This is a genomic window from Streptomyces sp. NPDC012794, assembly GCF_042901085.1.
Classification (GTDB): domain Bacteria; phylum Actinomycetota; class Actinomycetes; order Streptomycetales; family Streptomycetaceae; genus Streptomyces.
Genome location: NZ_JBIBCI010000001.1, coordinates 1 through 15,145, shown reverse-complemented (window position 1 = coordinate 15,145; position 15,145 = coordinate 1). Strand labels below are relative to the sequence as shown.

Below are 15,145 nucleotides of genomic sequence, written 5' to 3'. Positions count from 1 at the left end.
GCCAACGGCGGGGGGCCAGATCGCGTTCGCTACAAACAACAGAGCCGGTCAAAGCGACATTACGTCGGTTTGACCGGCTCCATTTGGTCGGTTGACCTCTGTGTCCGAGGGGGGACTTGAACCCCCACGCCCGATAAAGGGCACTAGCACCTCAAGCTAGCGCGTCTGCCATTCCGCCACCCGGACCGGTGGTCGGCCCCGGTTTCCCGCGGCGACATGGACAACCATAGCAAAGGATCGACGGGCTTCCGACCACGTTTACGAGCGGCCGCCGGTCCGCCACGCCGCGCTGACCTGCGGGCATGCCCGGAGCCCGGCGCCGCGGGGGTCCGGCCCCGGCCGCCGTGGGCGCCCCTAGGCCCTGTCGTCAAAGTAGCGCCGGTCAGGTCCGCGGCGTCCGGTGCCGTGCATCGCGAGGCGGAGGGGCGCCCGAGTACTGGACGTATTTGGGCGCCCCGGCAACGCGGCGGGGTGCGGTGCCGGGGGCCGCGGACCAGGCGGGACTCTGACGACAGGGCCTCAGGGGCAGCGGATGACCTGGCCGGCGTAGGAGAGGTTGCCGCCGAAGCCGAAGAGGAGGACCGGGGCGCCGGAGGGGATCTCGCCGCGTTCCACCAGCTTCGAGAGGGCCATCGGGATGCTCGCGGCCGAGGTGTTCCCGGAGTCGATCACGTCGCGGGCGACGACGGCGTTGACGGCGCCGATCTTGGCGGCGAGCGGCTCGATGATCCGCAGGTTGGCCTGGTGCAGTACGACCCCGGCGAGCTCCTCGGGAGTCACCCCGGCCTTCTCGCAGACCTTGCGGGCCAGCGCCGGGAGCTGGCTGGTGGTCCAGCGGTAGACGGCCTGGCCCTCCTGGGCGAAGACGGGGGGCGTGCCCTCGATCCGCACGGCGTGTCCCATTTCCGGGACGGAGCCCCACAGGACGGGGCCGATGCCGGGCTCCTCGCAGGCCTCGACGACGGCCGCGCCGGCGCCGTCGCCGGTCAGGACGCAGGTGCTGCGGTCGGTCCAGTCGGTGATCTCGGTCATCTTGTCGGAGCCGATGACCAGCGCGCGGGTGGCGGAGCCGGCCCGGATCGCGTGGTCGGCGGTGGCCAGGGCGTGCGTGAAGCCGGAGCAGACGACGTTGATGTCCATCACGGCGGGCGCGCCGCGCATGCCGAGCTTGGCGGCGACGCGGGCGGCCATGTTGGGGGAACGGTCGATGGCGGTCGAGGTGGCCACCAGGACGAGGTCGATGTCGTCGGGGCTCAGGCCGGCGTGCGCGAGGGCCTTCCCGGCGGCCTGCTGGGCGAGCTCGTCGACGGGCTCGTCGGCGCCCGCGATGTGGCGCGTGCGGATGCCCACCCGGGAGCGGATCCACTCGTCGTTCGTCTCGACCATGGCCGCGAGGTCCTCGTTGGTCAGCACTTTCGCGGGCTGGTAGTGCCCTAGCGCCACCACGCGTGAACCGGTCATGGGCGGGGTCCCCCTCTTTACGGCAGGCAGTCGGTTGACCAGCTTTGCCTGCTACTGGTGGGTACGGGTGCGCGTGACCCAACAGGATTCCGCCTCCGGAATTTGGAGCATTCCGAGCAACTTCCTGCCGGAGGTCCCGCACGGCGGATCCGGGACAATGTCCTCGTCAGGTGTGCGCGAGAACGGAACGGGTGGGCTGATCACGATGGGACGGGTCACCGAGCGGCGCCGTGTCGTACGCATCCGGGGCGGGGCGGCCGGGGTCCGGCCCGACACGCTGGTCACGGAGGAGCCGCTGGAGATACGGCTCAACGGCAAGCCGCTGGCCATCACGATGCGCACCCCGGGCGACGACTTCGCGCTGGCGGTGGGCTTCCTGGCCAGCGAGGGCGTCCTGGCCGACGCCTCGGACGTGCGGGCGGTGACGTACTGCGAGGGCGCCACCGAGGACGGCTCCAACACCTACAACGTGGTCAACGTACAGCTGGCCCCTTCGGTGCCCGTTCCGGACATCACGCTGGAGCGGAACGTGTACACCACCTCGTCCTGCGGGCTGTGCGGCAAGGCCAGCCTGGACGCGGTCCGTACGGCGACCCGTTTCCCGGGGCTGGCTTCCGATCCGGTACGGGTCCCCGCCGAGCTCCTCGCGGAGCTGCCGGGCCGGCTGCGCGCGGCGCAGAAGGTCTTCGACCGCACGGGCGGGCTGCACGCGGCCGGGCTGTTCTCGGCGGAGGGCGAGCTGCTCGACGTACGGGAGGACGTGGGGCGGCACAACGCCGTGGACAAGATCGTCGGCCGGGCGCTGCGGGCGGGGCGGCTGCCGCTGGCGGGGTCGGTGCTGCTGGTGTCGGGGCGGGCGTCCTTCGAGCTGGCGCAGAAGGCGGTGATGGCCGGGATCCCGGTGCTGGCGGCGGTGTCGGCGCCGTCCTCGCTGGCGGTGGACCTGGCCCTGGAGTCGGGGCTGACGCTGGTCGGCTTCCTGCGGGGCCCGGACATGAACGTCTACGCGGGCGAGGAGCGGATCCTGCTGCCCGGGACCGGCCGGGCCGTATCGCCGGAGCGGCACGGGTAGGGCGCCGGGCCGACGGCGCGGTGCGGCCCCGCGTGCAGTCCGAGCGTGGAAGACCAGAACCCGCAGCCGCCCCACCGCCCCGGCTCGCCCGTCCGCTCCGGCATCCCCGAGCACGGCCGCATCCCCAAGTACTACGCCGTCAAGGCCCGCTTCGCCGACCTCCTCGACGAGCTCGGCGAAGGCGGCCCGCTGCCCACCGAGCGGGATCTCGCCGAGCGGTATGGGGTGGCCCGCGAGACCGTACGGCAGGCCCTGCCCGAGCTGCTGCTCGAAGGCCGGCGGGCGCCACCGACGTCCAGGTCCGTTTCCGCTACAGCGGCAGCAACAACTGGTACTGGACCGTCGACGACGTCCGTCTCGGCTGAGGAGCACCGTCCGGGGCCGGCGCCGCCTATCGGCGCCGGCCCCTGCGCGGGGGTGCGGCCGGCTTCGGCTCCGGGGGGTCGATGCGGTGCAGGTCGAGGGTGGCCGGGAGCGGGGTGCTGCCGGGGCCGCCGGACGCGGCCCAGGCGATGATCTCGTCCGTCGCGGTGTCGTCCAGGGCCCAGCCGAACCAGACGGCCCGCGCGCCACGGCGGCGGGCCTCCGTCGTGGGCTGGACCACGATCACGTTGGCCTGGGCGCAGGGCCCGAGGCAGTCGCTCGTACGGACCGCGAGGCGCCCGCCGGACGCGGCGGCGGCCTCCCGCAGCCGGGCGAGCTGTCCGGCGTGGTCGGAGCCGGGGTTCTTGCGGGGGTCTCCGCAGCAACAGCCGCGGCAGACCACGAGGGTGCAGGGGCGCGGGGCGGTGGCGGCGAGCGGGCGTATCCAGGTCACCGACGCACGCTACCGGCCCTGTCCGGCGGGGGGTTGGACCTCGGGCGAGACCTCCACCACACGTCGAGCGTCGGGCTGGTCCTGGTGGAGCGCCTCGGGGTCCCGGGCGCGGCGGCGGGCCAGGACCGCGCAGACCATCAGCTGCATCTGGTGGAACAGCATCAGCGGCAGCACCGCGAGGGAGGCCTGCGCACCGAACAGGACGCTGGCCATGGGGAGTCCGGCGGCGAGGCTCTTGTTCGACCCGGCGAACTGGATGGCGACGCGGTCCGCGCGGCCGAAGCCGAGGCGGGGAGCCCCGTACCAGGTGGCGAGCAGCATGACGGCGAGGAGTACGGCCTCCACGGCGATCAGCGCGCCGAGGCGCGGGAGGCCGACCCGCTGCCAGACCCCGGCGGTCACGCCCGCGCTGAAGGCCGCGTAGACGACGAGCAGGATGGAGCCGCGGTCGACGTAGCCGAGCACCTTCTTGTTGCGGACCAGGAAGCCGCCCACCCAGCGGCGCAGGCCCTGGCCGAGGAGGAAGGGCAGCAGCAGCTGGAGGGCGATCCGCAGGAGGGAGTCCGGGGAGAAGCCGCCCGCGTCCTTGCCGAGGAGGGCGGCGGCGAGCAGCGGGGTGAGGAGGATGCCGGCGAGGGAGGAGAAGGAGCCGGCGCAGATCGCGGCGGGGACGTTGCCCCGGGCGATCGAGGTGAAGGCGATGGAGGACTGGATGGTCGAGGGGACCAGGCAGAGGAAGAGCAGGCCGTTGTGGAGCGGCTGGGTGAGCAGGCCGGGCACGAGGAGGCGGGTGGCCAGGCCCAGCAGCGGGAAGAGGACGAAGGTGCAGGCCAGGACGGTGAGGTGGAGCCGCCAGTGGCGCAGGCCGTCGAGGGCCTCCCGGGTGGAGAGGCGGGCCCCGTAGAGGAAGAACAGGAGGGCCACGGCGGCGGTGGAGGCGCCGCCGGCGAGGGCGGCGCCGGTGCCCCGGGCGGGGAGCAGCGCGGCGAGGCCCACGGTGGCGAGCAGGGCCAGTACGTACGGGTCCAGGGGCAGCCAGGCGGGGAGGCGGGGGCGTCGCATGGGGTGCTCACTCGCTGTCGTGCGGGGTCGGAACGGGGGTACGGCCCATCGTGGCGGGTCGAGCGGTCATCGGGAAACACGCACACCGCTCTGACTGTCATCACGGAACGCAATAGGCTGGGGTCATGTACGACCCGGTCCAGCTGCGCACGTTCCTCACGGTGGCCCAGACGCTGAGCTTCACGCAGGCTGCGGGCCGGCTCGGGGTGCGCCAGTCCACGGTCAGCCAGCACGTGCGGCGACTGGAGGAGGCCACGGGGCGCCCGCTGTTCGTGCGGGACACGCACAGCGTCGGCCTGACGGAGGGCGGCGAGGCGCTGCTGGGCTTCGCGCGGACCATCCTGGAGGCGCACGAGCGGGCGGCGGCCTTCTTCACGGGAACCCGGCTGCGCGGGCGGCTGCGGTTCGGAGCGTCGGAGGACTTCGTGCTGACCCGGCTGCCGGAGATCCTGGAGGGCTTCCGGCACGAGCACCCGGAGGTGGACCTGGAGCTGTCGGTGGAGCTGTCGGGGACGCTGCACGAACGGCTGGACGCGGGGCGCCTGGACCTGGTGCTGGCGAAGCGGCGCGGGCCGGGGGACGAGCGGGGGCGGCTGGTGTGGCGGGACCGGATGGTGTGGATCGGGGCCGAGGGGCTGCGGGTGGACCCGGAACGCCCGGTGCCGCTGATCGTGTTCCCGCCGCCGGGGATCACCCGGGCGCGGGCCCTGGAGGTGCTGGAGCGGGAGGGGCGGGCCTGGCGGATCGCCTGTACGAGCGGCAGCCTCAGCGGCCTGATCGCGGCGGCCCGTGCCGGCCTGGGGGTGATGGCGCACACCCGGGGGCTGATCCCGCCGGGGCTGGTGCGGGTGGGCGGGCTGCCGGAGCTGGGGCCGGTGGAGTTCGCCCTGCTCCAGGGGCGGCGCCCGACGCCGGCGGCGGAGGCGCTGGCCGCCGCGGTGCTGGCGGGCGGCGACCGCCTGAGCCGGCCGGCGTAGCGGCCGTCCGGGCGGGCCCCCCCCCCCGGGGGGCGGGGGCGGCGTCCCGCGGTGGGGGACGGGCGGAGCGGCCCGGATCACCCGTCCGGGGGACCTACGGGCGGCTGCGCCGCAGGTGGCGGGGCCTGGGGCCGCGGGGGGATCTTGTGGAAGTTTCCCCGGGGGTGCCGGGCGGGGGTACCGGTGGGGTAGCGTCTCGGCGCCCTGCACGCAGAGGAGCGGAACGTGCGCGAGTTCACCGTCCCCCCCCTGGTCACCGGCGCGCCGGCCGGAGGCCTCGCCGACACCGTCTTCCAGCGTGCCGGGCGGGACCCGGACCATGTGGTGCTCGGGTGCAAGGCGGACGGCGTCTGGCGGGACGTGACCGCCCGCCGGCTGGCCGGGGAGGTCCTCGCGCTCGCCAAGGGGCTGCTGGCGCAGGGGGTCCGCTTCGGTGACCGGGTCGCCGTGATGTCCCGTACCCGCTACGAGTGGACGCTGTTCGACTTCGCGCTGTGGGCGATCGGGGCGCAGCCGGTGCCCGTGTACCCGACGTCGTCGGCGGAGCAGGTGCACTGGATCCTGTACGACTCCGCGTGCACGGCGTGTCTGGTGGAGAACGAGGACCAGGCGATGACGGTCGGGTCGGTGATCGAGCGGCTACCGGGACTGCGGCTGCTGTGGCAGCTGGACGCGGGGGCGGTGGACGAACTGGTGGCGGCCGGCCGGGGGGTGGCCGAGGACGTGGTGCACCGCCACCGCGGGGCGGTGACCCCGGACGCCGTCGCGACCGTCATCTACACCTCGGGGACCACGGGCCGGCCGAAGGGCTGCGTACTCACCCACGGCAACTTCATGTTCGAGGCCGACACGCTGGTGGAGCGGTGGGAGCCGGTCTTCCGGGCCGGGCCGGACGGGCGGCAGCCGTCGACGCTGCTCTTCCTGCCGCTGGCCCACGTGTTCGGGCGGATGGTGGAGGTGGCCGCCGTACGGGCCGGGGTGAAGCTGGGGCACCAGCCGGCGGTGGCCGCCGCCGAACTCCTGCCGGATCTCGCCGCCTTCAGACCGACCTTCGTGCTGGGGGTCCCGTACGTCTTCGAGAAGATCTTCGCGGCGGCGCGGCGCAGGGCGGAGGCGGAGGGGCGCGGGGGGCCCTTCGACCGGGCGGTGGAGACGGCCGTGCGGTACGCGCGGGCGCGGGAGGAGAAGGCGTTCGGGAGAGGCCCGGGGCCTTCGGCGGCGCTGCGGATGGAGCACCGGGTCTTCGAGAGGCTGGTGTACGGGAAGCTCCGCGAGGCCCTCGGGGGCAGGCTGCGGTACGCGATGTCGGGCGGTTCGGCGATGCCGCGCCGGCTGGGGCTGTTCTTCGACGGGGCCGGGATCACGGTCTTCGAGGGGTACGGGCTGACGGAGTCCTGCGCGGCGGCGACCGCCAATCCGCCGGGGGCGGTCAAGTACGGGACGGTGGGCCCGCCGATCCCGGGCACCACGGTCCACATCGCCGACGACGGGGAGGTGTGGCTGCACGGCGGTCACGTCTTCTCGGGGTACCTGGGCGATCCGCGGTCCACGGCGGAGGTGTTGCGCGACGGCTGGCTGGCGACCGGGGACCTGGGCCGGCTGGACGAGGACGGATACCTGATCATCACCGGGCGCAAGAAGGAGATCCTGGTGACCTCCAACGGCAAGAGCGTGGCGCCGGCGGCCCTGGAGGAGCGGGTGCGTTCGCATCCGCTGGTGTCGCAGTGCGTCCTGGTCGGCAACGACCGGCCGTTCGTCGCCGCGCTGGTGACCCTGGACATGGAGGGGGTCGCGCACTGGCTGTCCGTGCGCAAGCTGCCCCAGCGGACGGCCGAGCAGGTGGCGGACGACCCGGATCTGACGGCGGAGGTCCGGCGGGCGGTGGTGGCCGCGAACACCCTGGTCTCGCAGGCCGAGGGGATCCGCGCCTTCCGGGTGCTGGCCGAGCAGTTCACGGAGGAGCGCGGGCTGCTGACGCCTTCGCTGAAGCTGAAGCGGGGAGCCATCGAGAAGGCGTACGCGCGGGAGGTCGCGGCCCTGTACCCGTCACAGGAACCGTCGGGCAGAGGGATCTGACGCTCCCGCGCGGTCAGCACCTCCAGCCGCGACGCCGCGGGAGCGGGACCCGGGCTCCGTCCTCGCCGAGGGCACCCCGGCCGAGGTGCGTGCGGACCCGCGCGTGCGGAAGGCGTACCCGGGGACGGCGTAGGGGCACGCGCCCGGATCCCGCCGTCGGTCCCGTCGCCGGCACCGGGCACTCGCCGGACCCCCGGGACCGCCGCGCCCCGGACGTGGCGGACGGGCGGCGGGAATAGGCTGGGCGCGGGGCCTGTTGCCGCCCGGCGTACGCCGTGGCACGGCGCGGCCGCACCGCACCGCACCGCACCACCGACCCGAGGGAACGACCGACGTGAACCAGGTGCCCGCCGTCCGGCTCAACAACGGCACATCCATGCCCCGGCTCGGCTACGGCGTCTGGCAGGTGCCGGACTCCGAGGCCCAGAAGGCCGTCGCCACCGCGCTGGAGGCCGGCTACCGCAGCGTCGACACGGCGGCGGCGTACGGCAACGAGCGGGGCACCGGCAAGGCCCTGGCCGCCTCGGGGATCCCGCGCGAGGAACTGTTCGTCACCACCAAGCTGTGGAACAGCTCCCGGCACCGGTGGGGCCGGGACGAGACGCTGCGCGCCTTCGACGACTCGCTCGGCAAGCTGCGCCTGGACCACGTCGACCTGTACCTGATCCACTGGCCGCGCCCGATGCGCGACGACTTCGTGACCATCTGGAAGACCTTCGAGGAGATCGCGGCGAGCGGCCGGGCCCGGGCGGTCGGCGTGTCGAACTTCCGTGCGGAGGACCTGGAGCGGCTGCGGGCCGAGAGCCCGCTGGTCCCGGCGGTGAACCAGATCGAGCTGCACCCGCTGTTCCCGCAGGCCGAGATGCGCGCCCTGCACGCCTCCCTGGGCATCGCCACCGAGGCCTGGTCCCCGCTCGGCCAGGGCAAGGAGCTCCTCGGTCTGCCGGCGGTGGCCTCGGTCGCTGCCCGGCACGGCCGCAGCGCCGCGCAGGTGGTGCTGCGCTGGCACCTCCAGCTGGGCAACGTCGTGATCCCGAAGTCGGTGACCCCGGCCAGGATCCGCGAGAACCTGGACGTCTTCGGCTTCGAGCTGGACGCCGACGACCTGGCGGCGCTGGACGCGCTGGGGGCGGACGGGCACCGGATCGGGCCGGATCCGGCCGTCTTCGACAACTGAGGCGCGCGTGAACCTTCCTGACGGGATCTACCGGATCCGCAACGTGGACAGCGGGCTGGTGCTCCAGCTCGAGGGTGCCTCCCGGGTACGGGTGGGCCCCGACGGGCCGCCCGCCCCGGCGGCGGCCCGGCGGTGGCGGGTCTCCGCCGTGCACAGCGGCGGCGGGGTCTTCCACGTGGTGAGCGAGGACAACGGCCGGCGCCTGGACGTGGCGAACGCCTCGACCGAGAGCGGAGCCCGCGTACAGGTCTGGCGCGCCAACGCCTTCGGCGCACAGGAGTGGCTCGTGGAGGAGCACCTGGACGATCCGGGGGTGGTGTCCCTGATCGCGTGCATCAGCGGGCTGCCGCTGGAGGCCGACGGCGACGGCCGGACCCGGCAGGGCGAGGACACCGACTCGCCCTCCCAGTGGTGGCGGCTGGAACCCGTCTGACGCGCGGCGGGGGCGTGGGGCGGCCTCAGCTCGCGCCGTGGGCCGGGGCGAGGGCCTCGACGCGTTCGGCGAGGCCGAAGTCCTTCTCGGTGACGACGCCTCCGGCGTCGTGGCTGTTCACCGAGAGGCGGACGGTGTTGTAGCCGAGGGTGAGCTCGGAGTGGTGGTTGAGCTCGTCCTGGACCACGGCGATGTGGACGACGAGGGCGGTCGCGGCCCGGTGCGTGTCCAGGCGGTACGTGCGCTCGATCCGGTCGTCCTCGAAGGCCCAGCCGGGGAGTTCCCGGAGCCGGTCCTCGATCTCCTTCTGCGAAAGCGGCTCGCTCGGCATCCGCTGTCTCCTTCCCGGTCGTCCTGGCCGTGGTCCTGTGATGTGCAGTCAGTTTTCCACGGCGCACGCCGTGGTGAACCTTTCCCGCCATAGTGCGCCCGGGTGCTTCCGTACGCTTCCGCGCCCCGGCCGGCCGCCCTATGCTCCAGCGCCGGACCAAGCATTACCACCGGTAACAAGGAGGCGGGCATGGCCGGTACGGACGGCACGGGCGGCGTGAGCAGCACGGAGGGTGCGGACGGCGCGGAGGGTGCGGGCGGCACGGGGAGCTCCAGGCGTACGTTCATCGCGGGCGCGGCGGCCGCCGCGGGCACCCTCCCGGCCCTCGGGGCCCTCGCGGCACCGGCCGCCGCGGTCCCCGGCCCGCCGGCGGCACACCGGCGGGCGGTCGCCGTCCTCGGCGGCGGGGTGGCCGGGCTGACGGCCGCGCACGAGCTGGCGGAACGCGGCTACGCCGTCACGGTGTACGAGCGCCGGGCCCTGGGCGGCAAGGCCCGCAGCATGGACGTGCCCGGCAGCGCCCGGGGCGGCCGCAGACCCCTGCCGGCCGAACACGGCTTCCGCTTCATCCCGGGTATCTACCACAACCTCCCGGACACCATGCGGCGGATCCCCTTCCCCGGCAACGCCAACGGCGTGTGGGACAACCTGGTGGCCCCGCCCGAGATGATGTTCGCCCGGGCCGCCGGACGCGAGGACCTGCGCGCACCCATCCCCTGGCCCGGCCACTCCCCCGCCGAGCTGACGCCGGAGGAGCTGCGGCGCGCCCTGACCGGCATCCTGGAGTCCCTGGTACGGCTGCCCGCGCACGAGACGGCGTACTTCGTCAACCGGGTGCTGGTCTTCCTCACCAGCTGCGACGAGCGCCGTGACGAGGTGTGGGAGCGCACCCCGTGGTGGGAGTTCACCCGGGCCGCGCGGATGTCGGCCGAGTACCAGCGCATCCTGGCCGTCGGCATCACCCGCAACATCGTCGCCACCAAGGCCGAGGAGGCCTCGACCCGCACCGTCGGCACCCTCGGGGAGGCCTTCGTCTGCAACGCGCTCGGCCGGGGCGCGGACGGCCCGCCGGACCGGATCCTGAACCTCCCCACCAACGAGGCGTGGATCGACCCCTGGGAGCGGCACCTGCACTCCCTCGGCGTGGAGTTCCGGATCGGCTGGACCGTCCAGGAGGTCCGGTACGGGAACGGCCGCGTGAGCGGGGTCGCGGTCCTGGACCCCGACGGGGCCCGGCGGACCGTCACCGCCGACCACTACGTCAGCGCCCTGCCCGTGGAGCACGCCCGCCGCACCTGGAGCGCGGCACTACGGGCCGCCGACCCGATGCTGGGGCGCTGCGACCGGCTGCGGACCGACTGGATGACCGGCATCCAGTTCTACCTGACCGAGCGCGCCCCTCTGGTGCACGGGCACTTCAACTGCATCGACTCCCCCTGGTCGTTGACGGCGATCCAGCAGGCCGCGCACTGGCCGGCCCGCGACTTCCCGGCCGACTACGGCGACGGCACGGCCGTGGACTGCCTGTCGGTGGACATCTCGGAGTGGGACAAGCCCGGGATCCTGTACGGGAAGACGGCCAAGCAGTGCACCCGGGAGGAGGTGGCGCGCGAGGTGTGGGCCCAGCTGAAGGCCTCCCTCAACGACACCGGGCGGACCCTGCTGGCCGACCGCGCCCTGCACTCGTGGTTCCTGGACCCGGGCGTGGACGGCCTGGGCACCCCGGAACCCACCAACCAGGACGAGCTGTTGATCCACCCGACCGGCACCTTCCACGACCGGCCGAGCGCGCACACCCGCGTCCCCAACTTCTTCCTCAGCGGCGACTACGTGGCCGTCGACATCGACCTGGCGACGATGGAGGGCGCGAACGCCTCGGCCCGCGCCGCGGTCAACGCCCTGCTGGACCGGGACGCTTCGACGGCGCCCCGATGCGCGGTCATCCCGCGCTACCGCCCCCCGGAGCTGGAGTCCGCGAAGCGGCACGACCTGTGGCGCTACCGTCTCGGCCTGCGGAACGTCTTCGACCTGGGCTGACCGGAGCGCCGCCGGCCGGGTTACCGTCGTGGTCATGAGCATCACGGCCTCCACCACGCCCACGCTCGGCTCGCTGCTGCGGACATGGAGGGAGCGGCGCGGGGTCAGCCAGCTGGAGCTGGCGGGCCGCGCCGGCTCCTCGTCCCGGCACATCAGCTTCATCGAGACCGGGCGGTCCCGGCCGAGCGAGGAGATGGTGCTGCGGCTCGCCGACCGGCTCGACGTGCCCGTGCGGGAGCGCAACGCGCTGCTGCTCGCCGCGGGTTACGCTCCGCACTACCCGCACACCGCGCTCGACGACCCGGCCATGGACACCCTGCGCGAGGGCGTCCAGCGGCTGTTGACCGGCTACGAGCCCTACCCGGCGCTGGTCGTCGACGCCGTGTACGACGTGGTGGCCGCCAACCGGGGCATCGCCATGCTGCTGGACGGGCTGCCGGAGCACCTGCTGGCCCCGCCGCTGAACGCCATGCGGATCACCCTGCACCCGGAGGGGCTCGCCCCGCGGATCCGCAACCTCGGGCAGTGGCGCGCACACCTGCTGGCCCAGATGGAGCGGCAGATCGCGCTGGCCCGCTCCGCGCCGCTGCGCGCGCTGTACGAGGAGGTGTCCGCCTATCCGGTGCCGGAACGCCCGGGCGGCGGGGAACCGGACGAGCACGTCCCGTACATCGCGCTCCCGATGGTGATCGAGCACGACGGGCACCTGCTGTCCTTCGTGTCGTCGATCGCGACCTTCAACACGCCGATGGACGTGACCGTCGCCGAGCTGGCGATCGAGACCTTCCTCCCGGCCGACCCGGCGACGGTGAAGTACCTGCGCTCACTGGGCCCCTGAGCCGGCCGAGCGCAGCGCCAGCTGCTGGAGGAGCGCGAAGGAGGCGACGGTGAGGGCCTGCGCCGGGATCCACACCGCGCCGGCCGCGGTCGGCGAGAACCAGGCGGCGAGCGAGACCAGACTGAGCGCGGCCCAGACGTAGTTGGCCTCGATGACGAACTTCACCGGGAAGACCGGCGGGCGGCGGCGCGAGGCCAGCCAGGCGACTCCGGCGCCGAAGGCGGTGAGGAAGAGGCCGAGGCCGAGGAGGGTGCTCGTGCCGACGCCGAGGAGCCGGCCGAGCGGGGCCGGGAAGACCGCGTAGGCCAGGCCGTTGCCGGTGGTGACGACCGCGTCGAGGGCGAGGAAGCGGCGCAGCATGGTCTGCGGGACGGTGGTGCGGGCGATGCTGCCGAGCAGGGTCGCGGACATGGGCGGTTCAGCCTCCATCGGGCGTCGGACGTGCTGGTGGGGACGGGTTCCGGAGCCGAGTGCGCGGCCCCGGAACCCGATGACCCCACTGTGCCGCCGGGCCCGGCCGGGGTCGATTACCTCCGGGGTCATGGCGGTGCCGACACCTCACCCGCGCCTCATCCGCGCGGGACACGGGCCGTCCCGGAGGCGCGTGCGGGGGACGCGGTGGTTGGGGGCGGGACAGGCGGTTAGGCTTCACCGCACCGAGCCACACCGACCCACACCTAGTCACACCGAGCCACCGGCCCGAACGCCTCGCCGCCCTACGGAGAACCTCCGGTGCGAGCCGCCGCCCGACCCGGCCCGGGCGGTGCCGGGGCCCGCCACGCGGCGGTGCCGGCAGGCCTGACCGGTGGTCCCGGGCCGGAGCCGCGGGCCGTGCGCCCGACCGTACCGCCGAGGGGGAAGCGCGATGAGGACCACACCGAGCATGCGGAAGCTCGGCGCCGAGCTGCTGGCGGAAGCCCGGCTCACGGCCCCCACCGGGGTCGCCGAGATCATCGGGGGCCTGTGCGCGGCCTTCGGGCGGCGCCGTAGCGGCGGCCGGCCGGTGGACTTCCGCTTCGCCCCGTTCCCGCCGGAAACGGCCAGCGGGCTGTGGCTGGAGCTGGAGGAACGCGACCTGGTCGTCGTGGAGGCCCGCACCCGGCCCGAGCACCAGCTGGTCATCGCCTGCCACGAGCTGTGGCACATCGAGGAGGGCGCCTGCGACGGCCACGGCCCCGGCATGGCGGTGGCCGCCCGCCTGACGGGCCCCCGCGGCAGCCTCACGGACCTGCTGCGCCCGGACTCCGCACTGGACTCGGTGGTCCGTCAGGCGGCCGCCCGGGCCGACCGGGAGGACCCGGCCGAGATCCGGGCCGAGACCTTCGGCCTGCACCTCGGCAAGATCCTGAAGCCCTTCCTGCCCCCGCCCCGGCAGCAGCCCTCCTCCGAGGAGATCGAACGCATCAAGTCCTCCCTCGGCTGGGGCCGTTGACCGCGTCCCCTGACGCGCGGAGCCCTACCGGCTCGGCCCTCGCCGCACCCTCCGAAGGAAAACACCGCGCATGCACCCCCCTTGCCCCCGCCACCGTGCCGCCACCCCGGCCCCCTCCCCCGCTTCCGTGCCGGCCGCCGGTACCGGGACCCCCGGCCGCTCGCGGTGAACAACGGCCTGCCCCTCTACCTGGCGGGGACGGTGATGGTGCTGGCCCTGCTGATCAAGGCCCCGGCCCTGCGCCGGGGCTGGGACCAGCCGCTGATGCGGGCCGTGTGCGCGCTGCTGGTGGCCGGCTGCCTGCTCACCTTCCTGGCGGCCCCGCCGTCCCTCGCGGCGGTCAACAGGCTCACCGGCGTCGTCAACTTCGCCGCCCCGCTGGTGTACGGCGTACTGACCGCCTTCTCGGGCGCCTCCATCGTGCTGATCCTGCACTGGGCGGGAGGCCCGGCCGCGCGACTGCGACGGGCGACTTGGGTGACGGTGGGGGTGTTCGGCACGGTCACCGTGCTGATCACGGCCCTGTTCGTGATCGGGGACGCACCCGTGGAACGGCTGCGGGACCTGGACACGTACTACGCGAACACCCCGTGGCTGCGCGAGATGATCGTCTGCTACCTGCTGGCGCACACCGCCGGCAGCGCCGCGCTGAGCGTGCTGTGCCTGAAGTGGATGCTGCGGGTCGATCCCGCGATGCGGCCGCTGCGGACCGGGCTGGCGCTGCTCACCCTGGGCGGGGTGCTGGACCTCGGGTACCTCGTCGCGAAGTGGGCGGCGGTGGGGGCCCGCTGGGCGGGCCACGACTGGGACGGCCTGTCCACGTACGTGGCCCCGCCGCTCGCCTCGGCGGCGGCGCTGCTGGTGGGCACCGGGTTCATCGTCCCGATGGCCGGCGGTTCGGCCGTCTGGCGGGACTTCAGCCAGTACCGGCGGCTGCGCCCGCTGTGGCGGGCCCTGCGCGGCTTCGCGCACCGCGGCGTGACGCCGGTCCCGCTGACCTGGTGGTCGCCGGTCGGCATCCGGCTGATCCACCGGGAGTCGGTGATCGACGACGGGCTGCTGGCCCTCGCGAGCTGGTTCGACCCCGCCGTACGGTCGGCGGCGTACGGGGCCGCGCGCCGCCGGGGCCTGACGGAGGCGGAAGCCTCCGTGGTGGCGGACGCGGCCATGCTCGCCGCCGCCTGCCGGGCCCGGGCCGCCGCCGAGCGTGCGGGCGCCCCCGCTACGGACGCCGCGGAACCCGCCCCGTACCGCCTCGACGGCCAGCCCCTGGCCGCGCTGGCCCGGGAGTTCCGCCACTCCCCGATCGTGGAGGCGGCCCGCAGGGGGACGCTCGGCTAGGTGTATTGACCACGAGCGTTGTTAACGGGGGCCGGTCTTGATCACGACGAAGACCTCCGGTGTGGTGGAGGTGTCTAAGCTGCACCGCACA

General features: G+C 74.1%; 14 protein-coding genes, 1 tRNA gene and 2 pseudogenes. 11 read left to right on the top strand and 6 right to left on the bottom strand.

Going from position 1 to position 15,145, the window contains the following annotated elements:
• Positions 1-101: 101 nt before the first annotated feature.
• Together ACFY7H_RS00085 and ACFY7H_RS00080 are read right to left on the bottom strand one after the other, a co-directional pair.
• Positions 102-186, bottom strand: a tRNA-Leu gene (locus ACFY7H_RS00085).
• A gap of 333 nt (positions 187-519) precedes the next feature.
• Entirely contained in the window at positions 520-1,461 is a 942-nt protein-coding gene (locus ACFY7H_RS00080) for a beta-ketoacyl-ACP synthase III (protein WP_388930768.1), read from the bottom strand.
• A 205-nt stretch (positions 1,462-1,666) separates the two neighbouring features.
• Here ACFY7H_RS00080 and fdhD point away from each other — a divergent pair, with 205 nt between their 5' ends.
• Both fdhD and ACFY7H_RS00070 read left to right on the top strand, forming a co-directional pair.
• Positions 1,667-2,533 carry a formate dehydrogenase accessory sulfurtransferase FdhD gene (gene fdhD, locus ACFY7H_RS00075; protein ID WP_388932201.1) on the top strand — a complete coding sequence of 289 codons (867 nt, stop codon included), beginning with the start codon at positions 1,667-1,669 and terminating at the stop codon, positions 2,531-2,533.
• Between the two features lie 45 nt (positions 2,534-2,578).
• Positions 2,579-2,812, top strand: a pseudogene (locus tag ACFY7H_RS00070) (GntR family transcriptional regulator); the annotation flags it as partial.
• 112 nt (positions 2,813-2,924) lie between these two features.
• On the opposite strand, the gene ACFY7H_RS00065 reads toward ACFY7H_RS00070, so the two are convergent.
• Positions 2,925-3,350, bottom strand: a complete 426-nt coding sequence (locus tag ACFY7H_RS00065; RefSeq protein WP_388930766.1) for a (2Fe-2S) ferredoxin domain-containing protein — start codon at positions 3,348-3,350, stop codon at positions 2,925-2,927.
• A gap of 9 nt (positions 3,351-3,359) precedes the next feature.
• The gene (locus ACFY7H_RS00060; RefSeq protein ID WP_388930763.1) at positions 3,360-4,412 is read right to left on the bottom strand and encodes a bile acid:sodium symporter family protein; all 1,053 of its coding nucleotides are present in this window, start codon (positions 4,410-4,412) and stop codon (positions 3,360-3,362) included.
• A 125-nt stretch (positions 4,413-4,537) separates the two neighbouring features.
• On the opposite strand from ACFY7H_RS00060, the gene ACFY7H_RS00055 reads away from it, so the two are divergent.
• From ACFY7H_RS00055 to ACFY7H_RS00035, 5 genes and pseudogenes are all read left to right on the top strand, one after another.
• The gene (locus ACFY7H_RS00055; protein WP_388930760.1) at positions 4,538-5,389 is read left to right on the top strand and encodes a LysR substrate-binding domain-containing protein; all 852 of its coding nucleotides are present in this window, start codon (positions 4,538-4,540) and stop codon (positions 5,387-5,389) included.
• 225 nt (positions 5,390-5,614) lie between these two features.
• Positions 5,615-7,465, top strand: coding sequence for an AMP-dependent synthetase/ligase (locus ACFY7H_RS00050; protein WP_388930757.1), 1,851 nt, complete (start codon positions 5,615-5,617; stop codon positions 7,463-7,465).
• 61 nt (positions 7,466-7,526) lie between these two features.
• Positions 7,527-7,598, top strand: a pseudogene (locus ACFY7H_RS00045) (hypothetical protein); the annotation flags it as partial.
• Between the two features lie 201 nt (positions 7,599-7,799).
• Entirely contained in the window at positions 7,800-8,642 is an 843-nt protein-coding gene (locus ACFY7H_RS00040) for an aldo/keto reductase (protein ID WP_388930756.1), read from the top strand.
• Positions 8,643-8,649: 7 nt separating this feature from the next.
• Entirely contained in the window at positions 8,650-9,075 is a 426-nt protein-coding gene (locus tag ACFY7H_RS00035) for an RICIN domain-containing protein (RefSeq protein ID WP_388930753.1), read from the top strand.
• A gap of 25 nt (positions 9,076-9,100) precedes the next feature.
• On the opposite strand, the gene ACFY7H_RS00030 is transcribed toward ACFY7H_RS00035, so the two are convergent.
• The gene (locus tag ACFY7H_RS00030; RefSeq protein ID WP_388930751.1) at positions 9,101-9,406 is read right to left on the bottom strand and encodes a 4a-hydroxytetrahydrobiopterin dehydratase; all 306 of its coding nucleotides are present in this window, start codon (positions 9,404-9,406) and stop codon (positions 9,101-9,103) included.
• A gap of 189 nt (positions 9,407-9,595) precedes the next feature.
• Between ACFY7H_RS00030 and ACFY7H_RS00025 the strand changes: the two genes are divergently transcribed.
• Together ACFY7H_RS00025 and ACFY7H_RS00020 are read left to right on the top strand one after the other, a co-directional pair.
• The gene (locus ACFY7H_RS00025) at positions 9,596-11,443 is read left to right on the top strand and encodes an FAD-dependent oxidoreductase (RefSeq protein ID WP_388930748.1); all 1,848 of its coding nucleotides are present in this window, start codon (positions 9,596-9,598) and stop codon (positions 11,441-11,443) included.
• 34 nt (positions 11,444-11,477) lie between these two features.
• Positions 11,478-12,281, top strand: a complete 804-nt coding sequence (locus ACFY7H_RS00020; protein ID WP_388930746.1) for a helix-turn-helix domain-containing protein — start codon at positions 11,478-11,480, stop codon at positions 12,279-12,281.
• On the opposite strand, the gene ACFY7H_RS00015 is transcribed toward ACFY7H_RS00020, so the two are convergent.
• Positions 12,267-12,692: a hypothetical protein gene (locus ACFY7H_RS00015; RefSeq protein ID WP_388930744.1), complete on the bottom strand. Its 426-nt coding sequence runs from the start codon at positions 12,690-12,692 to the stop codon at positions 12,267-12,269. The two genes, ACFY7H_RS00020 and ACFY7H_RS00015, sit on opposite strands and share 15 nt — an antisense overlap.
• A 454-nt stretch (positions 12,693-13,146) precedes the next feature.
• Between ACFY7H_RS00015 and ACFY7H_RS00010 the strand changes: the two genes are divergently transcribed.
• Both ACFY7H_RS00010 and ACFY7H_RS00005 read left to right on the top strand, forming a co-directional pair.
• A complete protein-coding gene (locus ACFY7H_RS00010; protein ID WP_388930742.1) occupies positions 13,147-13,713 on the top strand; it encodes a toxin-antitoxin system, toxin component in 567 nt (188 codons plus the stop codon).
• Between the two features lie 81 nt (positions 13,714-13,794).
• Complete coding sequence (locus ACFY7H_RS00005; RefSeq protein WP_388930738.1) at positions 13,795-15,054, top strand: MAB_1171c family putative transporter; 1,260 nt, start codon at positions 13,795-13,797, stop codon at positions 15,052-15,054.
• The last annotated feature ends 91 nt before the right edge of the window (positions 15,055-15,145 follow it).

What these genes read in the sequence shown, in the direction of transcription:
- fdhD (WP_388932201.1), top strand. Translation starts at nt 1,667, where the DNA reads ATGGGACGGGTCACCGAGCGGCGCCGTGTCGTACGCATCCGGGGCGGG.
- ACFY7H_RS00030 (WP_388930751.1), bottom strand. Translation starts at nt 9,406, where the DNA reads ATGCCGAGCGAGCCGCTTTCGCAGAAGGAGATCGAGGACCGGCTCCGG.
- ACFY7H_RS00015 (WP_388930744.1), bottom strand. Translation starts at nt 12,692, where the DNA reads ATGTCCGCGACCCTGCTCGGCAGCATCGCCCGCACCACCGTCCCGCAG.
- ACFY7H_RS00055 (WP_388930760.1), top strand. Translation starts at nt 4,538, where the DNA reads ATGTACGACCCGGTCCAGCTGCGCACGTTCCTCACGGTGGCCCAGACG.
- ACFY7H_RS00010 (WP_388930742.1), top strand. Translation starts at nt 13,147, where the DNA reads ATGAGGACCACACCGAGCATGCGGAAGCTCGGCGCCGAGCTGCTGGCG.
- ACFY7H_RS00025 (WP_388930748.1), top strand. Translation starts at nt 9,596, where the DNA reads ATGGCCGGTACGGACGGCACGGGCGGCGTGAGCAGCACGGAGGGTGCG.
- ACFY7H_RS00060 (WP_388930763.1), bottom strand. Translation starts at nt 4,412, where the DNA reads ATGCGACGCCCCCGCCTCCCCGCCTGGCTGCCCCTGGACCCGTACGTA.
- ACFY7H_RS00080 (WP_388930768.1), bottom strand. Translation starts at nt 1,461, where the DNA reads ATGACCGGTTCACGCGTGGTGGCGCTAGGGCACTACCAGCCCGCGAAA.
- ACFY7H_RS00020 (WP_388930746.1), top strand. Translation starts at nt 11,478, where the DNA reads ATGAGCATCACGGCCTCCACCACGCCCACGCTCGGCTCGCTGCTGCGG.